This is a genomic window from Bacillus sp. RO1 (assembly GCF_012524115.1).
GTDB lineage: Bacteria > Bacillota > Bacilli > Bacillales > Bacillaceae_I > Sutcliffiella_A.
Genome location: NZ_JAAZWB010000091.1, coordinates 13,645 through 33,575, shown reverse-complemented (window position 1 = coordinate 33,575; position 19,931 = coordinate 13,645). Strand labels below are relative to the sequence as shown.

Sequence of the window (19,931 nt, the reverse complement as noted above, 5' to 3'; positions counted from 1 at the left end):
CCCCTAAATTATATGTCTGTTAAACCCGGCTGGTGATTTCCGCACTAGGCTTCGCTTTCCTCGGGGCACTTGCCGAGCCTCCTCGGCAAGCCTGCGGATCTCCGCTAAGTGCTACCTCCAGCAGGAGTCTTTGCCATGTGCTTCAAGCACCAGCTAGGATATTTGCGTAGAATGGAGAATCTTCATCAAATTATAACCCGTTCTTTTTCGCTTCTTCCCAAATAGCATCTAATTGTTCTAATGATAGATTCTCGAAGGTTTGCCCTAATTCCTTTACCTTGTTTTCGATAAAAGTAAACCTGCGGTAAAATTTTCGGTTGGTTAGGGACACGGCTTCTTCTGGGTCTATTTTATAGTATCTTGCAATGTTAACGAGAGCAAAAAGTACGTCCCCAAATTCTGCAGCCACAAGGTCCGAGCTTGCATCCTTTGTCAATTCTTCCTGCAACTCCTGAATTTCCTCATTCACCTTATCCCACATCGGGGCGACGTCGTTCCAATCAAACCCTACTTTACCGGCTTTTTTCTGATATTGGAATGCTTTTGTAAGATTAGGAAGCCCTTTTGCAACCGAATCAAGAATGGACTGCTCGGCCCTTTCTCCTTTTTCCTCAGCTTTGATGGCTTCCCAATTGGTGATGACATCCTCAGCATCTTCCACAGAGGTGTCGGCAAACACATGAGGATGTCTGCGGATCATCTTTTCATTAATTCCTTCTATCACATCTTCTATGCTAAAGTAACCTTCATCCTCCCCGATTTGGGCATGAAGCATCACTTGTAAAAGAACATCCCCAAGTTCCTCAATAATTCCATCTGTGTCATCCTCATCAATGGCATCGAGCAATTCATATGCTTCTTCGATTAGGTATTTTTTCAGCGATTCATGCGTTTGTTTCTGATCCCACGGGCAGCCACCAGGACCTCTAAGTGTCGCTATAGTGTTTCTAAAAGAAGAGAATTGTTTATAAAGCAGTTCCTCCTCTTTTACTGCTGGGACATAGACACTTGTCAGGTTATTGATTTCTGCCACTCTATCGAGTTCGTATAACGGTACCTCTGTAATCTGTTCCATGGAAGACCCTGCTGCGGTTACGATGGTAACCGGATAGTCATCAGGCAAAATCTCCATCAAGGTGAGCTTCACTTCTGAAGCAATGAAAGCATCATATACCTGACAAAAGATCATCGCCTGGGTCGGTTCAATCGCTTCTTTTACAAGTGCGGTGGCATCATGGAATTGAAAACCATCGATGGGATCCAATCCTATTGCTGTAAACATCGGATCAAGGAAGCTTTGCCCGCCTTTGATATCAAGTTTGATGATGCCTTCTTTTTCTTTTTCAAGTAAAATCTGAACGGTTTTCTCAGCCACAAGCGGATGTCCCGGTACAGCGTACACAATTTCCTTATGTGCACTATGCTCGATTAATTCTTCCACAATTCTTTCATATACCGTGCCGAATGTCCCTTCCTGTTCATAGATAGAATCAAACGACTCGTAAGTCAGCCCTTCTTTTTCGAGCTCTTCGATAACAGGATGCTCTTTCGTTCGAAGAAAAAGATGGTCCGACTGCATTAATTGCTTATACACTCCCATTGGAAGCTGTTCGAGGTCACCTGCACCAAGGCCTAAAACCTTTATCGTATTCATATTTTGGACACCAACTTTATTATTATTTTGGCTCTGTTAAAGCATACTGTTGATTTTTGCAGCAACCTAGCTGTTGATTGAAGCAATAGGCGCAGACTCCTCAGAAATGCTACGCATTTTCTTCGTGCGATGTATCGCTGTCGAAGCCTTCCTTGTCCTGAGGGAGATCGCGTTTAAGGGAGACCCCGCAGGCGCTTTTCCGAGGAGGCTCCCCAAACGCCCCTCGGAAAGCGAAGCCTAGTGCGGAAATCAACAGCGGTGTTTGACAGAGCTATTATTTTAAAAGCTTCACCAATTTCTTTCCTAGCGGGAGAAGCATGAGTTCTTCTGTCGTAAAAAAATGATTTTTTATTAATATTAATAGATAGGTGATTCCGCCTATCATCACTCCCACCATGCTTTGGACGGTGGCCAGCGTACGGTTTTCCCCTACTAGTGAATCCGTAAGAAGCAGATAGACTGCCAAAACGGCAGACATTATTCCGATGCTCACAAGCAAGGGGACGGTTGGCATCCTTTCAAAAATAGAAGTGCCTGTTTTCTTTTTTAATGCCAGGACCAACATGACGGCGACCGCACTGAACGCGACCAATGTACTGACCGCCGCTCCCAAAGTTGAGTGAGTAGAAATCAATAGGACATTCAACAAATATTTCAAGCCAATTCCGATACCTACAAAAAGAGCAGGAAGATAGGGGTTACCAAGTCCCTGCAGGATAGCAGCCGCGGTCAAGGCCATACTGCAAAAGAGAATGGACAAACCAAGGACCAATAGAACGTTGTAGCCATTTTCATTGGAAAAAAGCATTACATTCACTGGTTTGATGAGCCATGCAAGACCCACTGCCGCTCCTGCTCCTACTCCTATGCTGACACGGATGGAGAGACTGATTTTTTCTTTTACTTCCCTTTCATTGCTCTTGGAGAGAATAATGTATGGGACAAGAGATAGCGAGAATGCCGTTGCTACCACTGTTCCAAGCTGAATCAGCGGCTGCCCCCTGTCATATACCCCTTTAAGCTCTTTGGCTTGTTGTTCGTTGACTCCGACCTCCAATAACCCCGCGTAAATAGTGAACGCGTCCACCATCTGAAAAAGGATCAGCAATAGTGAGCTGATGCAGATGGTAAAGCCTTGAAGCATCAGAACCTTTACAATAGACTTCGAAGACGGAAGCATGTTTGAAGGCACAACCGTATGTTTCTTTTTCTTTTGATAAAAGGCCAACAGTACTAAGACGGCAGCAAATCCCCCTATGACGGAACCGAATATGGCACCCGCTCCTACTTCATAAAGGGAAAATCCCGTGTTTACAAGCAGGTAGGAGAGCACTAAAATAGTCCCAACTCTTATTAATTGTTCACTGACTTGCGAAACGGCTGTCGGCGTCATTTCTCCAAGCCCTTGAAAACTTCCCCTCCATACCGAAACTAGTGGCATTAGTAAAAAAGAGAAGGCGACAATTTTAATTAATACGGAGAGCTTGATGTCCCCCATAAAAGCTGCTAAGTGGGGCGCACCTAGGTATAGCAGCAGGAAAAAGCTCACACCCAAAAGCGTTAAGAAACAAAAGGACACCCAGCGAATTTTGCGTGCTGCATGCTCCCTTGTCTTCTCAGGGTGTTCTGCGATAACTTTAGAAATGACAACCGGAAAGCCATATGTAGATAAAATGATAGCCACCCCGTAAAAGGGATATACCTGCTGATAAATATAAAAGCCAACATCTCCTACAATATTTTGGAAAGGAACGCGATAGGCTGCACTGAGAATTTTAATGATGATCCCCGCAATTGTAAGAATCATAGCGCCTTTCCATACCTTTTGATAGGAATGTGGTGATAAATCATTCATAAAAAAGCCCGCCTTAAAGATATTCGTACAATTGTATAATTATAGCATATTTTGATTGGAAAGATGGATGCATTACGTCCTTTAGAAACAAAAGAAAAGAAGCAACAGACAATCACGTCTGCTGCTTCCACTAATTATTATTGCTCCATCTGTCTCGCAAGGAAGCCTGCAGCTGTTTCCACTGCTTTTTGTTCCACTTCTCCAAGCGACTTATCTTTGGACATAATAACCACTGCTCCAATTGGATCTCCGTTTGCCACGATAGGTCCAATGGTATAAGAAGAAAGTGATTCTACATGCCCATCGACAATTGCCAGTTGCTGTTCTTCCGTTTTTAATACGGAATTGCGGTCTTCCATGGATTTCTCCACGACTTCGCTGATACTTTTGTTCAGATATTCCTTTTTAGAACTCCCAGCGACCGCAATAAACGTATCGCGATCACAGATTAACACTGGATGTCCTAAACTATCATACAGAGCTTCGGCATATTCCTTAGCGAAATCGCTAAGCTCACTAATAGGAGAGTATTTCTTTAAGATAACCTCTCCATCCCGATCGACAAAGATCTCAAGCGGGTCACCCTCGCGAATACGCAGGGTCCTTCTTATTTCTTTAGGAATTACAACGCGACCGAGGTCATCAATACGACGTACAATACCAGTTGCTTTCATTTCTTAGGTTGCCTCCTTCATCCGATGATAAAAAGAGATGAGTTAAATTGGTGGAATTGATCAATATGTCCTGCTTTTGAAGAATTCACCATTCGTTGAAGTTAGTATCCTACACTCAGGGAGTTATATACATGTTGGAAAAGTTTTTTTCTGATAGTAAATTCCCCCAGTATTTATATAGACGTTTCTTCACCAACTCAAACCTATGAGGAAGCATTCACGCTTTCTTTTTTTACTTTTTCTAGTCCTTTTATCATGGAAATAGCCACCTGTATCCACTCTTCTGTCGCAGAGCGTTTCGTCTGGATGACAATCTTCAGATGCTGTCCTTCCATGCCGAGGCTGACCATCCTGCCAAACTCATTTCCTAATAAGAATAACTTCTGTCCATCAATGACGCTACTTGCCTCTTCAGAAAGAAGAATGACGAGTTCTTGTTTTGTTTGTTTAATGGAATCCACTTTTTCCTTGAGGCCATAGACTCTCATCTCTGAGACTTGGAATAAGTAATCGACCTCTTTTGGATAGTTTCCGAAACGGTCCTTCATTTCATCTTGAAGCTCAACAAGATCTTCTTTTGATTCTAATCCACGGAAACGCTTATACATATCAATCTTTTGCTTACTATCAGGGATATATGACTCTGGAATGTATGCATCTAGCTCCACATCAATGGAGATTTCATGCGCCTTTTTCGCATCTTTCGGCCCTTGGCGCTGCTCAATTGCTTCTTTTAGCATCTGAGAATACATATCAAAACCTACAGAATCGATAAAGCCGTGTTGCTGGGCTCCAAGCAGATTTCCTGCACCACGAATGGAAAGGTCACGCATTGCAATTTTAAAGCCTGATCCAAGCTCTGTGAATTCCTTGATAGATTGAAGACGTTTTTCTGCTACTTCTGTGAGTACTTTATCTTTTCGATACGTGAAATAGGCATATGCCACACGATTGGATCTTCCAACACGTCCCCTAAGTTGATAAAGCTGAGACAATCCCATTCTATCTGCATCAAAAACGATCAATGTGTTTACGTTCGGAATGTCGACGCCTGTTTCGATGATGGTCGTACTGACAAGCACATCCGCCTCACCTTCAAGAAACTCAATCATCACCGACTCTAGTTCATTTTCGGTCATTTTACCATGCGCATAAGTAACACGGGCTTCTGGGACAAGCATGGAGATCTCATCTGCTTTTCGCTCGATATCTTCCACCCTGTTATATAAGAAATAAACTTGACCGCCTCGGGCCAGCTCTCTTTCAATTGCTTCTTTCACCAAGTTCCCGTTATATTCCATCACATACGTTTGCACCGGGAAACGATTTTCAGGTGGTGTCTCAATGACAGACAAGTCACGCACCCCAAGCATAGACATATGGAGGGTACGGGGAATTGGAGTTGCTGTTAAGGTGAGCACATCGATATTCGCTTTCAGCTGTTTGATTTTTTCCTTATGGGTCACTCCAAAGCGCTGTTCTTCATCGATAATTAACAAGCCAAGGTCTTTGTATTTAATATCTTTGGACAATAAGCGGTGTGTCCCAACAACAATATCTACTGTTCCGTTTCCTAGCCCTTTCATTGTTTCCGTCTGTTGCTTTCTAGAACGGAAACGGCTTAACAAACCAATATTGATAGGGTAATCTTGGAACCTTTCCCTTATGGTTTCATAATGCTGCTGAGCCAAAATGGTTGTTGGCACCAAAATAGCTACTTGCTTACCATCAGTAATGGCCTTGAAAGCAGCCCTTATGGCAACTTCCGTTTTTCCATAGCCCACATCTCCGCAAAGCAAGCGGTCCATCGGGCGTGTCTTTTCCATATCCAGTTTAATCTCATGAATAGATCGCAATTGGTCTTCTGTTTCCTGATAAGGGAAAGTTGCTTCAAACTCCCTTTGCATTTCTCCGTCTGGCGAGAAGGCATGGCCGACACTTGCTTCCCTTTCTGCATATAACTTAATAAGGTCATCGGCAATGTCTTGAACAGACGACTCTACTTTATTTTTAACCTTTTTCCAGTCAGTACCACCGAGTTTATAAACTTTCGGTTCTTTTCCCTCGGAGCCTACATATTTTTGAACTTGATCAATTTGCTCAACAGGAACGTAAAGCTTGTCAGAGCCTTGGTATTTAATATGAATATAATCTTTATGAAGGCCATTGATATCAAGTGTTTCAATTCCTAGATATTTACCTATCCCGTGATTAATATGGACAACATAGTCGCCGACATTCAATTCGGTATAATTTTTAATTCGTTCCGCATTGGAGAGCTTTTGTCTGTTTTTAGGCTTTTTCGCTTTCTTTTTGAAAAGTTCTTCCTCCGTGATGACCGCAAGCTTCTGCATCGGTAATTCAAATCCAGAATGCAAGTCACCCTCCACAAGCTGTACCTCTCCATGGGCAAAGGCCGAACCTTTGGAAAGCTTTCTTATGTCCATCTCATAATCAGCAAAAACCGTCTCTAGCTTCTCCATCCGCTCTTGGTTGGAAGCAAGGACTACAATTGCATAATTCGCCTTCCTCCAACGCTCGATTTCCGATTTTAACAGATGCATCTGCCCGTGGAAGTGCTGCATGCTCTTAGAAGACATATTAATCAAGTTTTCCGGATGCGTATGTGGCACCGCCCTCAAGAAGAGGGACAGATAAAGGAACGGCTGCTTTTTGCTATGTACAATCTGGGCAAAAGAATGAGAAAACTTTAGATCATGCACCGCTTTTCCTTCTGCCAATAGCTCTACAAGCCACTCTGCTTCCTCTTTATCAAGACTTTCCGCCGTTTCATGGATTCTGCTGATTTCATCCATGATAACTAAACCGCCTGGAGGGATGTAATCTAGTAAACTAGCTGGTGAACTGTAGAAGAATGAAAGATATTTATACAACTCAGAAAACACTTGTCCGTTGCGTATTTGTTCTAGCTCATAGGAAATATTTTCTGTTAACAGTTGTTTTACTTTTTCATTTTTTACCTTTTTAATCGTTTTAGCTAGTTCCTTTTCGAGAGCTTCCCGACCATTTGTAAGCTCTTGGCTCGTGAGCAGCATCTCTGTTGCCGGGCCAATCGTCACCTTATCCATATGTTTTTGAGAGCGTTGATCCTCTACCGTAAAATATCGGATGGACTCCACTTCATCATCAAAAAGTTCAATCCGGACGGCATATTCTTCCGTGATAGGGTATATGTCTATGATTCCCCCTCTGATACTGAAATCCCCTGGTGTTGCTACCATCCCTACTCGCTGATACCCGAATCTGACGAGACGATCTGCTAAGTTATCGAGTTCCAGCGTCTTTTCTACTTCAATGGTCAACAACGTTTGCTGCCATTTTTCTTTAGATGGGAGTATTCTTTTTAACCCTGCGATAGGTGCAATGATAATTCCATTATTTCTAGTAGCCCAATGATTAAGCGCCTCTACACGCTGAGCTTTAAGTTCCGGACTCGCAATTCCAATTTCCGCTGCCAACACATCGTTTACAGGATACAGATACAGTTCATCCTCCGGCAGGAAGCTTGCTAGGTCATCATATACTTTTTGGGCATGAAATAAATTATGTGTTATTAGGAGAATCGGCGCTTTTCTCTCTTCATACAATGCTGCAATTAACATGGACCTTGCCGAATTAGATATCCCTGAAATTAACTGTTCTTGCAAACCTTCTTGAAGACCAACCAAAACCGACTGAAAATCATCATTTTCGCTCAAATATGGAATAAAACCTTTCATAACATACACCCTCCCCTCTCTATTTTTAGTGTTTCATTGTGTTCTTTTTTATCATGACGTTTCTCAGACGCAAAAAGGCTTTGGTATCTCACCAAAGCTAATTTATCTGCTCTATTGTATGAACCGTTCTTGTTCATGCCAGTCAGGATTCCGATCAAGGGCCTCCTGGCAATCCTCACAAATCGTTTTAACATGTACATCACCATTTTGTTGATATGCTATCATTTCATGTCGTTCTGTATCCGACAGTTGATGAAACCCTAGTTCTTCTGAAAATACTGATTTGGACTCGATGGTGCCGACCTTATAGCCGCAATGCCTGCAATGATAATGGATAGCCATCCTTTATCCCTCCACTTTTCTGCAAGACCTAAAAATGGCCCCTTTTACCACTAGTATAAACAGTGGGAAACATTGTTATACAGGGTTGGTTGGGTTAGAGAAAACTCAGGAAAGCTACCTTAACATTCTATTATTGATTGAAAGTGTTCATTACTTGTAGGAACTCTTTAGATAAGCTTTCTCCACAGGCTTCTGCCGCTTTCTTCACACTGTCATCAATCGCAGGACGCTCATCAGCGTGAAATTTCCCCAGCACATAATCTGAGATGGACGGTCCATTCTTCGGACGGTCGATTCCCATTCTAATACGGTTAAAATCCTGGGTCTGAAGGTGCTGTATCAAGGACTTAATCCCATTATGCCCACCGGCACTTCCCTTTTGGCGAAGACGCAGCTTTCCAGCTGGCAAATCTAGATCATCATAAATTACCACCAGATCCTCAACATCTAGCTTATAGAAGTCTAATAACGGGCGAACACATTCCCCCGATAAATTCATATATGTCAGAGGCTTCACTAATAGTACTTTTTCGCCGTTTATTGTGCCTTGTCCGAAAATTCCTTTGAATTTGGACTGAGTCAATGGGATGTTCCATTTGTCTGCTAATTCATCTATTACCATAAATCCGATATTGTGCCTTGTTTCTTCATATTGACGGCCTGGATTCCCCAGTCCCACAAATACTTTCATTATTTTTCCTCCTGAAACGTCTTGCTCTTTACCAAATAAGGATTGCAAAAATTTCTTCATGGATACCTCCCACAAACCTCTTCGCTATCTTTCATTTTACTTGAACATGTGGTGAAAAGGAAATGAGAAGGGGTAGAAATGGATAATGTTCTATGCAGTAGAGATCGGGATTAACTCGCTGTTGATTTCCCCAAATGGCTTCGCTTTCCTAGGGGCTGACGTGAGCCTCCTCGGCTACGCCTGCGGGGTCTCAAGACTACTGCTACCTCCCACAGGGGTCTCATGCCTTACACTCCAATCAACAAAGGGAAAATTGGCACGAATGAAAATATACCCATTATTCCACTTACTATCTAAAGTAACAACTTTCCTTTAACAAGAGAAAAGACGTAACCTTTAAGGTTACGCCTCCTCCTCTGTGCTTTCATTGTTTTCTCTACCTTCCACAAGTTCAGGTTCGCCTGGTTCTTGTTCTTCACCAGGGTCGATTTCCTCTTCTTGTCGTGGAGGTAAGATGGAAGCAATCACTTCATCATTTTCATGATTAAAGCTATATTTTCCTGATGTATTTAGGTCACCGATTGTAATGTTTTCATTCACATCAAGTTCCGTTACATCCACATCAATGGATTCCGGTACGTTGTTTGGAAGTACTTTGATGGATACTTCATGGAGGACTTGTTGCAAGACTCCGCCATCTTTCACTCCCTTTGCATCGCCTGTAACGTGAACTGTAACATCTACATCGATTTCTGATTTAAAATTAACTACATGGAAATCCAAGTGGACAAATTCCAGGCTTTTCAGCGGGTTGATTTGATAATCGTAAAGCATAACTTTGCGCTTATCGGAACCAATTTCAAGCGAAATGATGCCGTTTCGTCCAGTTTCACGAATCGTTTTAATAAATTCCTTACTATCGACAGTAATAGATTTATTTTCTGTATCATTCCCGTATACAACCGCTGGAATTAATCCTTCCTCACGGATTTTGGTTATTGAAGATCCTTTGAATTCTGTACGTTCATTTGCATGTAATACTGACATTCTTATCACCTTCCTGGGAAAATAAAATACTTGTCTCTCATACAATTTCCCCTATTTACAGAAGGTTAAACATGAATTTTACGGATTAATCAAATAAAGTACTAACGGATTTCTCTTCATGCACTCGAATAATCGCTTCAGCAATAAGCTCTGCAACGGATAGTTGTGTAATCTTTTCGATTTTCTTATCTTCCGCTAAAGAAATGGTGTTGGTCACTACCAACTCTTTAATTTTTGAGTTTTGGATACGTTCAATAGCCGGACCTGATAACACTGGGTGTGTACAGCATGCATACACTTCTTTTGCACCATTTTCGATTAAGGCATTTGCCGCCAATGTAATAGTACCCGCAGTATCAATCATGTCATCAATCAAGATTGCCGTTCTACCTTCAATATGACCAACAATGTTCATCACCTCGGCAACATTTGGACGAGGTCTGCGTTTGTCGATGATGGCAATCGGAGCTTTCAAGCGGTCAGCAAGCTTTCTTGCTCTTGTTACACCACCGTGATCTGGTGAAACGATAACAAGATCCTCTAGGCCTTTGCTGTCAAAGTACTCTGCCAAAATAGGAACACCCATTAAGTGGTCAATAAGGATATCAAAGAATCCTTGAATTTGAGGTGCATGCAAATCAAGCGTGATTACGCGGTCAGCTCCAGCAGTTTCTAACAGGTTTGCCACTAATTTTGCTGTGATTGGCTCACGAGCTCGCGCTTTACGGTCTTGTCTTCCATAACCGTAATACGGCATTACGATATTGATCGTTTTTGCAGAAGCACGTTTTAGTGCATCAATCATGATAAGTGTCTCCATGATATGTTCGTTTACTGGTGCGCTGGTAGATTGGATAACATACACGTCACATCCGCGGATGCTTTCCTCGATATTGATTTGTACCTCTCCATCACTGAAACGGGCAACTGAACATTTTCCGATTGGAACACCTACGTGTTGTGCAATTTCTTCGGCTAAGGCTGTATTGGAATTTAATGTGAAAATCTTTAGATTAGAATCTGCATACTTTGGCATGGTATCTTGAACCCTCCGCTAGGTTTTTTTAATGGCTTCTTTAAATGACTTTGTTAAACACCGCTTTTGATTTTAGCACCAGGCTTCGCTTTCCTAGGGGCGTTGCTGGAGCCTCCTCAGCTACGCCTGCGGGGTCTCCACCTAACGCTATCTCCCTCAGGAGTCTTCGCCCAGTGCTCCAATCAACAGCTTTATTTATTGTGAATCTTGTTTACGTAGTTTTCTTTGTTTACTTGGCGAGCGCGTGCGATGGACAGCGCTTCTCCTGGTACATCTTCTGTGATGGTAGATCCTGCTGCAACATAGGCGCCTTTGCCAATGGTCACAGGTGCCACCAAATTGGAGTTGCAACCTACAAACACACCATCTTCAATTTTAGTTAAGTATTTCTTTTTCCCATCATAGTTGACAGTGATAGAACCGCAACCGAGGTTTACATCCGCTCCAACTTCCGCATCTCCAATATAGCTAAGATGAGAAGCCTTGCTTCCGTTCCCAAATGTCGCTTTTTTTACTTCTACAAAGTTTCCAAGCTTCACTTCATTGCCAATCTTGGAATCCGGTCTTACGTGAGCAAACGGTCCGATATTTACATCGTTTCCAATTTCGCTGTCATGCGCCACAGATTGACGGATAGTTGTACGGTCCCCGATTTGGCAGTCTTTTATCTCAGAGTTTGGACCGATGATGCAATCTTCTCCAATTTTTGAAGCTCCCAAGATGACTGTACCAGGGTTGATGACCGTATCTCTGCCAATTTCCGCATCTGCAGAAATATACGAGTTATCTGGGTCAATGATGCTTACTCCATTGATCATATGTTTTTTATTAATTCTTTTCTTCATGGTTTTTTCAGCCTGAGAAAGCGCTACTCTGTCATTGACTCCAAGTGTTTCGTCAAAGTCCAATGTCTGGTAGGCAGAAACGATATCGCCTTGTTCTTTCAAAATTTCAATGACATCTGGAAGGTAATATTCTCCTTGCACATTGTCATTTGAAACATTGTTAAGCGCTGTAAAAAGTGCTTCATTGTCGAAGCAATAAGTACCCGTATTAATTTCTGTCACTTTACGCTCATCTTCGCTAGCGTCCTTATGCTCCACTATTTTCCCAACATGCCCTTCGCTGTTACGGATAATGCGTCCATATCCAGTAGGGTCTTCTGCATAAGCTGTCAGAATAGTAGCCTTTGCTCCCGTATTTTCGTGTACATCAAGCAATTCCTGCATCGTTTCTGGTGTAATAAGTGGAGTATCTCCACAAATGACAAGTGTTACGCCTTTTTTATCCTGGAGCATCGGTGCTGCTTGCATAACTGCATGAGCCGTTCCCAGCTGTTCTGCCTGAAGGGCATATTCGCTTTTTGTTCCAAGATGGCTCTTTACTGTTTCCGCTCCATGTCCAACCACTGTTACAATCTGCTCGAAGTTGAGTGCAGAAACATGATCCACGACATGTTGAACCATTGGCTTGCCACAAACAGGGTGTAACACTTTATATAATTTGGATTTCATTCGTGTACCTTGTCCAGCTGCTAATATTACGGCATATCGATTTATCATAACGGCCTCCATTTTCACCTAATTATCCATTACGAATATATCCTAAAACGTTCCCCATTTCAAGGAAGTACACGAAAGTACATTTTTTTGACAAAAAAGGAGACGGGTTGGGCGTATCTTTCTAAAAAAGGTACGATAAGTATGCCAACGGCGTGGGATAGATGAAGTTTTGCAGGGGCCTTGGTGAATATTATGAGGTGATAGTGACTATTTTTACGTTGATTACGAGTTTTTCAGGGGTTATTGTGACTAATTTTATAGTTATTGTGACTTTTACATGTTCTAAAGGGATATCTCTATTTCTTTCCAAAAGAAAAAACAGGCTGCATAACAGCCTGTTTCACCTTCTATCGATTAAGAAGCGCCTGCTTCTTCGTATTCTACTTCTAATTCGCCTAAGCGGTGATATTCTGCTAAAACCGCTTCTTGGATTTTTCCACGCGTCCCGGAATTGATTGGGTGCGCAATATCGCGGAATTCTCCATCCGGCGTACGTTTACTTGGCATCGCAACGAACAAGCCGTTGTTTCCATCGATTACACGGATGTCATGAACAACGAATTCATGATCTAGTGTAATAGATGCGATAGCTCTCATGCGACCATCGGTATTTACGCGGCGTAATCTTACGTCAGTTACTTCCATTCTGTTCACCACCTTTGCCCCAATAAAAAACTTAGTATTATAAATTCTCTAAATTTTCTAGAATTCCTTCTTATTTTCAAATTTTTTTTGAAAATTTTGGGCAAATTGGTGTAAAAAGAACAGATTCTATTTTACTAGAGCGATAACTTCTATCTCGACAAGAACATCTTTCGGTAAACGTGCAACCTCCACACAGGATCTTGCAGGTTTGTGGGTAGAGAAATACTCCCCATACACTTCGTTTATATCTCCAAATTGATTCATATCTTTAATGAAAACAGTGGCTTTTACTACCGTCTCTAAGGATGCGCCTGCTTCTTCTAGTACCGCTTGAAGGTTTTTAAACACTTGATGAGTTTGCTCTTTCACATCCCCTTCTAGTAGTTCTCCATTAGGCAACAACGGTATTTGACCTGAACTGTAAAAAAGATTGTTGACGATGATTCCTTGGGAATATGGACCTATCGCTTTTGGAGCGGCATCTGTATGAACAACTTTCATGAACTTACACACCCTTTAGTTTAATGTAATATTTTCTTTTACATGTTGAAGATAGTTGCCTTGCTGCACTTCTATCTGTCTATCTCTCTCACTTACCTTTTCAAGCTTAGCTAAGGAAACATAATCATCGACCAGGCGTTCTTCAATGTTTTCAGACTCCACTAGAATCCCGATACCTGCTACGGTCGCTTGAAATTCAGCAAGTAGATTCACCATTCCGCTTACTGTCCCGCCAGCCTTCATAAAATCATCAATGATCAAAACGTTAGAACCTGTTTCCAAGCTTCTTTTTGCCAATACCATCGTTTGAATTCTTTTGGATGAACCTGAAACATAATTTATGCTTACTGTAGATCCTTCTGTAACCCTGCTGTCACGTCTTACAATGACAACCGGTACATTTAAAAAGCTTGCCACTGCATGTGCAAGCGGAATTCCTTTTGTTGCCATCGTCATGACAACATCCACTTTTTTATGACTGAATGCTGTTGCGAACATTTTCCCCACTTTATTTAACACTTTTGGGTTACCAAGGATATCGGTCATATATAGGTAACCGCCAGGCAGTAACCTTTCCGGCTTTGCAATCATTTCACACAGTTCCTCAAGGTAGGCAGATGCCTCTTCTTGGTTTACATATGGGATATACCTAACACCGCCAGCAGCACCAGGTACTGTGACAAGCGTTCCTATTCCTTGCTCTTCGAAAGTTTGCTTGATGATTCCAAGATCTTCACTGATAGAAGACTTTGCAGATCCATAACGGTCAGCAAAGAAGGAAAGCGGAACTAATCCTTGTGGATGCTGCAACAAATAATGTGTCATGTCCACAAGACGACCACTTCGACGTAATTTCATGCTACTTCCTCCTAAAATCCGAATATTCTAATGTAAATATAACATTAATATCCGGATTTAATCAAGACTGTTCCGTTCGCCTAGGATTCTGACGGCAAACACTTGATCACAGAACCCTCTCAGTCCATTGCATATACGATGCATTCTTGAATCATATTGAACGATACCGAAGACAGTCGGTCCACTCCCGCTCATCAAAACGGCATCCGCTCCGAATTTCTTCATCTGTTCCTTGATATGCGCCACTTCCGGATAGAGCTTCAAGGTAACACTTTCCAACACATTGCCAACAAGCCCAATCATCTTTTCATAATCATTTTTATGGATGGCATCAAGCATGCCTTCAACATCCGGATGCTCTACCTTACTAAGGTCAAGGTTATTATACACTTCTGCGGTTGATACACCGATTGTCGGCTTCGCAAGCACAATCCAACTATGAGGCGGTGCCGGGATATGTTGAACAATTTCCCCTCTTCCGGTTGCAAGGGCAGTTCCGCCATACACACAGAATGATACATCAGAACCTATTTCTGCTCCAATCTCGGCCAGCTCATCCAAGGTTAACCCAAGTTTCCAAAGCCTGTTTAAACCGCGTAGCGTTGCAGCGGCATCACTGCTTCCGCCAGCCAATCCTGCTGCAACAGGAATCACCTTTGTTATTCCGATGGAAACCCCTTGCTTCACGTTAAACCGTTCTTTTAACAGGGCAGCTGCTTGGTAGGCCAAATTTCGATTGTCGTCGGGAACAAACCGATTATGAGATAGAATGGTGATTTGACCATCTTTTCGCTCTGACAGTTCAATACGGTCAGCTAGATCGATAGTGGTCATAATCATTTTCACTTCATGGAATCCGTCTGGACGCTTATGTAGCACATCTAGCGACAAGTTAATTTTCGCTGGTGCTTTTTCTAACAGTCTCACTTTCTTCACCTTCTTTATTCGTCTCCAATTATCTATGTATTGTACCATATTCCTTGACAGAAATATCTCCATGAATGGGAAATATTATGTTTTCAAAAGTGGCCTACGTTTTTTATGTTGCCAAAAAACCGAAGCGGCTTACACTTCGGTTCTTCTTTTATCTATTTTTGTTGTTGTACAAGTTGTCGCTCCGCCAATTCTATGGCACGTTTTACCATGTTCCCGGCATCCTTGGCTTTTATTCCGCCCCAGCCTTCGTTTTGGACGACATCATAGAAGCCCAGTTCTTTTGCCAGTTCTTCTTTAAGCTGATGAGACATTATGCTTCGTCTTCTGCTCATGATAAAAGCCCTCCTCGTTGATCAATGATCGCGACAATATTAGTATTGGAGGGGTTTTGTGTTTTTATAAGCGGTTATATATGTATTTTTGGGAGATTGCTCTAAACGTCGCTGTTGATTTCCGCAAATGGCTTCGCTTTCCGCGGGGAGCTGCTGGAGCCTCCTCGGCAAGCCTGTGGGGTCTCCACCAAGCTCTGCCTCCCGCCGGAGTCTTCGCCTTTTGCTCCAATCAACAGCTATATGTTATAAAAAAGGGCAAAATAAAAAGCAGCAAACAAATTTGTCTACTGCCCACTTATAGCCATATTTCCTTCTTCGAAAAATGTAAGTTGTACCGTCTCTGTGAGGACATCTGCATAGCTGTAGGATACACGTTCAAAAGCATTTTCGTCTTGATCTAGTTCTATTACAAATACTGATGGATAAGTTTCTGCTAATATCCCTATGCGCTCAATTGTCTTTCTACGACCACCGTTAGCACGAAGAGTTAACTTTTTACCTAAATTAGAATCTAACGTCCTTTTGATATCTACTAACGTTTTTCCCATTTCACTCCACCTCACTATACTATAGTTAGTGTAACATAATTTTAATAAAAAATCAAATAAAACTTAAAATTATAACAACCACAAAAGCAACCTGTCAATATATTTCTGTCTACAATTATCTTCATATGTCTACATTTACTATGCGCATATATTGGAATAAATATGTATAAATATTAAATTCATCTTTTAAGCCTTGCCACTAAAGGTTTTTGAACATAGATAAACATGCGAAAATACGACAAAAAACCCTTAACTTCCACCGTTAAGAGTCTTCATCTTCTTCGTCTTCGTTATAAGGTCTAAAAGGCATCCCTGTTCGTAACACTCCTCTTGTCTCAATCCCCCCCAACCCCTTATCTCCTGTTAATGTGTTCCGCAGTAAATCCCAAACATTTACCCGTTCCATAAAAGGAGTAAAGCAGATTCTACCCACAATATAAACTGGATCAAGAGCATGGATATTCACTCGAGAGGGAGAGCTTGCAAAGTTTGCGCCTGCTTGTATTAACGATTCAAAATGGGACTGGCACGCTCCTGCAAAAATGACTAACTGATCAAGGTTTGGTTGGATCCGGCGGGCTTCTTTTACTGTTTGCACAAAGTGCCATGAGTGGCGATATGCTTTAAGGTCAGACACTTTTCCCTTGCTTTTGGAGTATGCGTCATGACCGGTTATGACTAAGATATCCGGTCGATACTTTTCCATTAACTCCGTTATTTTCAGAGGCATTTCTTTCTCATTTGCATGCACGCCATGTACTGGTACGCCAATTCTTTCGTAAAGCTCCAGGCACTTTTTCAAATACAAAGGATCTCCATCCAAATGCAACACCTTACCCGGCACTTGAAAATAGTTTTGCTCTGTACTATAGCCACCTGTTGCCTCGTATTCATTCTTCTCCCGAATGAGCTGGTAATCCTGTTGCAGTAGCTGCAAAGACCTGTTAACCTTTGATTCTGCTCGTTGCTTTCTGGTCATCTGCTCTTTTCCATCTACTACTTTCAAATCTTCGTAGAGGGCGTCTGCCATCAGCCTGACATCTTCCCCATATAATAAAACAACTCGCTGTTTTAATTCATTTTCATGTATATCCATCACACGAAATAACAGGTCATAATTATAGGATTTTCGTGCAACAATGTCTCCAATTTTCAGCATCATTTTTCCCTCCAACTTGGAGAAGGCATTTACCCCAACGGTCTATCTAACCTAGAGTATGCACGGGTCTTTATGTGTGTGAGCACTTTCCTTGGTGTTATGGAGGTTGCGAGCGCATTGGCCCGTATTCAATTTCAGAGCATTATAAAAACTGCCACATCTTTAGGAGATACTTGTTGCTGTGGCAGCTTTTTTGTGTTTGTGGTTTTACTTAAAAGGGTTTTTGGTAACTTTCTTATTAATTTGGCAAAAACCCCTTCATGATAGCTACCTTTGACACTATAATATCGGGTGAATTTTCGTTTATCCATCCTAAAATTGTTTTATCCATTGTAAAGACACTTATATCCATCGTAAAAACGATTTATCCATTATAAAAGTGATTTATCCATTGGAAATAGGATTTATCCATTGTAAATAGGATTTATCCATTTTTGACTAATGAATTTCCAATACTGAATGAATATCGTAAGTTGATTGGAGTGGAAGGGACAGGTGAGACCCCACAGGCGCAAGCGAGGCTACTGAAAAAGCCTTTGATTTTAGATGATGTTAGACACCGCTGTTGATTTCCGCAAATGGCTTCGCTTTCCTAGGGGCGTTGCTGTAGCCTCCTCGGCTTCGCCTGCGGGGTCTCCACCTAATGCTATCTCCCTAAGGAGTCTTCGCCTTCTGCTCCAATCATCAGCTAGGAATCACTAATAAATTTACGTTATCAGTTTTCAGTGGCCTCAGCGCAAGCCGAGGAGGATCACGGACCGCCCACAGGCAAACGAAGCGCCTGGAACGGAAATCAACTCAATCCAAAAAAAAAAACGACCCTCTTCAGGCCGTTTCCGTTTTAAACAGTGGGAATAATTCATCACTTAGAGCACCAAACTCCTCAATGGAAAGAGTTTCTCCACGCCTTTTGGGATCAATGGAAGTGTAGGCAAGTGCCGCTTCAATCCCTTGCTTCTTTGCCTTTCCATCAGGCAGGTTGCTTGTCAGGTTATTTAAAATCGTCTTCCTTCTTTGTCCAAAGCTTGCGCGAACCACTTCAAAGAAGAAGTCCTCATCTTTCACACGAACAGGCGGCACCTCACGGACTACCAGCCGTATGACCGCAGAGTCCACATTAGGCTGTGGAACAAAAACTGTTTTTGGGACAATCATGACGGTTTCTGCCTGCGTATAATACTGCACCGCAATGGAAAGAGAGCCGTATTCCTTGGAACCAGGCTTAGCAGCCATGCGCTCTGCCACTTCCTTTTGCAGCATGACAGTAATGCTTTTTAGGGGTAATCCTTCCTGCAACAGCTTCATGATAATAGGAGTGGTGACGTAGTACGGAAGATTGGCAACAACTCTCACTTCCTCAAACGCCTTTAACTCTTCACCAATCAGTTCTGTTACATCTGCCTTCAGAATATCCTTATGAATAACTGTAACATTGTCATAAGGAGATAGGGTGTCTTCCAAGATCGGCAACAGTCTTTGATCAATTTCAAAAGCAAAAACCTTGCCGGCTCTTTTAGCAATTTGCTCCGTTAACGCCCCAATCCCTGGTCCTATTTCAATGGCGGCTGTCTTTTCCGATACTTCCCCATATTCCACAATATTCCTTAGGATGTTTGTGTCGATTAGGAAGTTTTGTCCCAGACTCTTTTTAAAAGAGAAGCCGTACTTATCCAATATTTCTTTCGTTCTTTTCGGTGTGGCAATATCTTTATGCATTTATTGCTCCTCCTGGTCAATTTTCATTACTGCTTGTTTCAATCTATCTAAAGAGATATGGAACATTTGCAGGCGCTTTTGCAACTGCTTGCCGTTCGTATAGCCAATGTTTAGTTCTATGCCAAGGCGTTCTCTTCTATTTTTGGCTGTAGGACCCGCAACAAGTCCATAATACACAAGCGCTTCAAAAGGAATCTCTTCGGTTTCCTGTTCATACTCTTGATGCAACCCGTTAAGCGCTTGTTGAATATCACTCACTGTGGCATGCTCTACCCCTATCCCTTTGCCGTTTTTGCCGCGCGCCTTATCTTTAGGTAAAAACGCATGTTTACAGCCAGGAACAGCCTCTCTGATGGTATGGCGTATCTTTTCCCCAGGATAGTCAGGATCTGTGAATACAATGACACCTCTTGTCTCCTGAGCATGCTTTATACGGTTTAGTATCTCCTCATTTATTGCCGATCCGCCTGTTTCGATCGTATCAGCATCAACAGCCCGTTTAATGGCTACCGTATCATCTTTTCCTTCCACCACAATAATTTCTTTTATTTTCATTTTTTCCTCCAAAAGAGTGAAACTTTTCGTCTATGATAAACGTCTAATGATATGAAAAGCAAAAACAAACAATAGTATGT

The 19,931-nt window shown here is 42.1% G+C and carries 18 protein-coding genes; all 18 read right to left on the bottom strand.

Annotated elements, in window-relative coordinates:
- Positions 1-190: 190 nt before the first annotated feature.
- Entirely contained in the window at positions 191-1,654 is a 1,464-nt protein-coding gene (yabN, locus tag HC179_RS20200) for a bifunctional methyltransferase/pyrophosphohydrolase YabN (RefSeq protein WP_168865993.1), read from the bottom strand.
- Positions 1,655-1,928: 274 nt separating this feature from the next.
- A complete protein-coding gene (locus HC179_RS20195) occupies positions 1,929-3,509 on the bottom strand; it encodes a putative polysaccharide biosynthesis protein (protein WP_168865992.1) in 1,581 nt (526 codons plus the stop codon).
- Positions 3,510-3,646: 137 nt separating this feature from the next.
- Positions 3,647-4,183, bottom strand: a complete 537-nt coding sequence (gene spoVT / locus HC179_RS20190) for a stage V sporulation protein T (RefSeq protein ID WP_168865991.1) — start codon at positions 4,181-4,183, stop codon at positions 3,647-3,649.
- A 203-nt stretch (positions 4,184-4,386) separates the two neighbouring features.
- Positions 4,387-7,923: a transcription-repair coupling factor gene (gene mfd, locus HC179_RS20185; RefSeq protein WP_168865990.1), complete on the bottom strand. Its 3,537-nt coding sequence runs from the start codon at positions 7,921-7,923 to the stop codon at positions 4,387-4,389.
- A gap of 111 nt (positions 7,924-8,034) precedes the next feature.
- The gene (fin, locus tag HC179_RS20180; protein ID WP_148990146.1) at positions 8,035-8,265 is read right to left on the bottom strand and encodes an anti-sigma-F factor Fin; all 231 of its coding nucleotides are present in this window, start codon (positions 8,263-8,265) and stop codon (positions 8,035-8,037) included.
- Positions 8,266-8,395: 130 nt separating this feature from the next.
- Entirely contained in the window at positions 8,396-8,956 is a 561-nt protein-coding gene (gene pth / locus HC179_RS20175; protein ID WP_346775169.1) for an aminoacyl-tRNA hydrolase, read from the bottom strand.
- A gap of 402 nt (positions 8,957-9,358) precedes the next feature.
- Entirely contained in the window at positions 9,359-10,003 is a 645-nt protein-coding gene (locus HC179_RS20170; RefSeq protein WP_168865988.1) for a 50S ribosomal protein L25/general stress protein Ctc, read from the bottom strand.
- A gap of 85 nt (positions 10,004-10,088) precedes the next feature.
- A complete protein-coding gene (locus HC179_RS20165; protein ID WP_148990143.1) occupies positions 10,089-11,039 on the bottom strand; it encodes a ribose-phosphate diphosphokinase in 951 nt (316 codons plus the stop codon).
- A gap of 191 nt (positions 11,040-11,230) precedes the next feature.
- Positions 11,231-12,601, bottom strand: a complete 1,371-nt coding sequence (gene glmU / locus HC179_RS20160; RefSeq protein WP_168865987.1) for a bifunctional UDP-N-acetylglucosamine diphosphorylase/glucosamine-1-phosphate N-acetyltransferase GlmU — start codon at positions 12,599-12,601, stop codon at positions 11,231-11,233.
- Positions 12,602-12,955: 354 nt separating this feature from the next.
- Positions 12,956-13,246, bottom strand: coding sequence for a septation regulator SpoVG (gene spoVG / locus HC179_RS20155; protein ID WP_010191385.1), 291 nt, complete (start codon positions 13,244-13,246; stop codon positions 12,956-12,958).
- Between the two features lie 126 nt (positions 13,247-13,372).
- A complete protein-coding gene (gene ridA, locus HC179_RS20150) occupies positions 13,373-13,747 on the bottom strand; it encodes a 2-iminobutanoate/2-iminopropanoate deaminase (protein WP_168865986.1) in 375 nt (124 codons plus the stop codon).
- A gap of 15 nt (positions 13,748-13,762) precedes the next feature.
- Positions 13,763-14,605, bottom strand: a complete 843-nt coding sequence (gene purR, locus HC179_RS20145) for a pur operon repressor (protein WP_168865985.1) — start codon at positions 14,603-14,605, stop codon at positions 13,763-13,765.
- A 57-nt stretch (positions 14,606-14,662) separates the two neighbouring features.
- Positions 14,663-15,532, bottom strand: a complete 870-nt coding sequence (ispE, locus tag HC179_RS20140) for a 4-(cytidine 5'-diphospho)-2-C-methyl-D-erythritol kinase (RefSeq protein WP_168865984.1) — start codon at positions 15,530-15,532, stop codon at positions 14,663-14,665.
- Positions 15,533-15,693: 161 nt separating this feature from the next.
- A complete protein-coding gene (locus tag HC179_RS20135; RefSeq protein ID WP_168865983.1) occupies positions 15,694-15,873 on the bottom strand; it encodes a small, acid-soluble spore protein, alpha/beta type in 180 nt (59 codons plus the stop codon).
- A 284-nt stretch (positions 15,874-16,157) separates the two neighbouring features.
- Positions 16,158-16,421, bottom strand: a complete 264-nt coding sequence (gene veg / locus HC179_RS20130; RefSeq protein ID WP_010191377.1) for a biofilm formation stimulator Veg — start codon at positions 16,419-16,421, stop codon at positions 16,158-16,160.
- 262 nt (positions 16,422-16,683) lie between these two features.
- A complete protein-coding gene (gene yabG / locus HC179_RS20125) occupies positions 16,684-17,583 on the bottom strand; it encodes a sporulation peptidase YabG (protein WP_168865982.1) in 900 nt (299 codons plus the stop codon).
- Between the two features lie 822 nt (positions 17,584-18,405).
- Positions 18,406-19,296: a 16S rRNA (adenine(1518)-N(6)/adenine(1519)-N(6))-dimethyltransferase RsmA gene (gene rsmA / locus HC179_RS20120; protein WP_168865981.1), complete on the bottom strand. Its 891-nt coding sequence runs from the start codon at positions 19,294-19,296 to the stop codon at positions 18,406-18,408.
- Positions 19,297-19,851: a ribonuclease M5 gene (gene rnmV, locus HC179_RS20115; RefSeq protein WP_205825408.1), complete on the bottom strand. Its 555-nt coding sequence runs from the start codon at positions 19,849-19,851 to the stop codon at positions 19,297-19,299.
- Positions 19,852-19,931 lie beyond the last annotated feature (80 nt).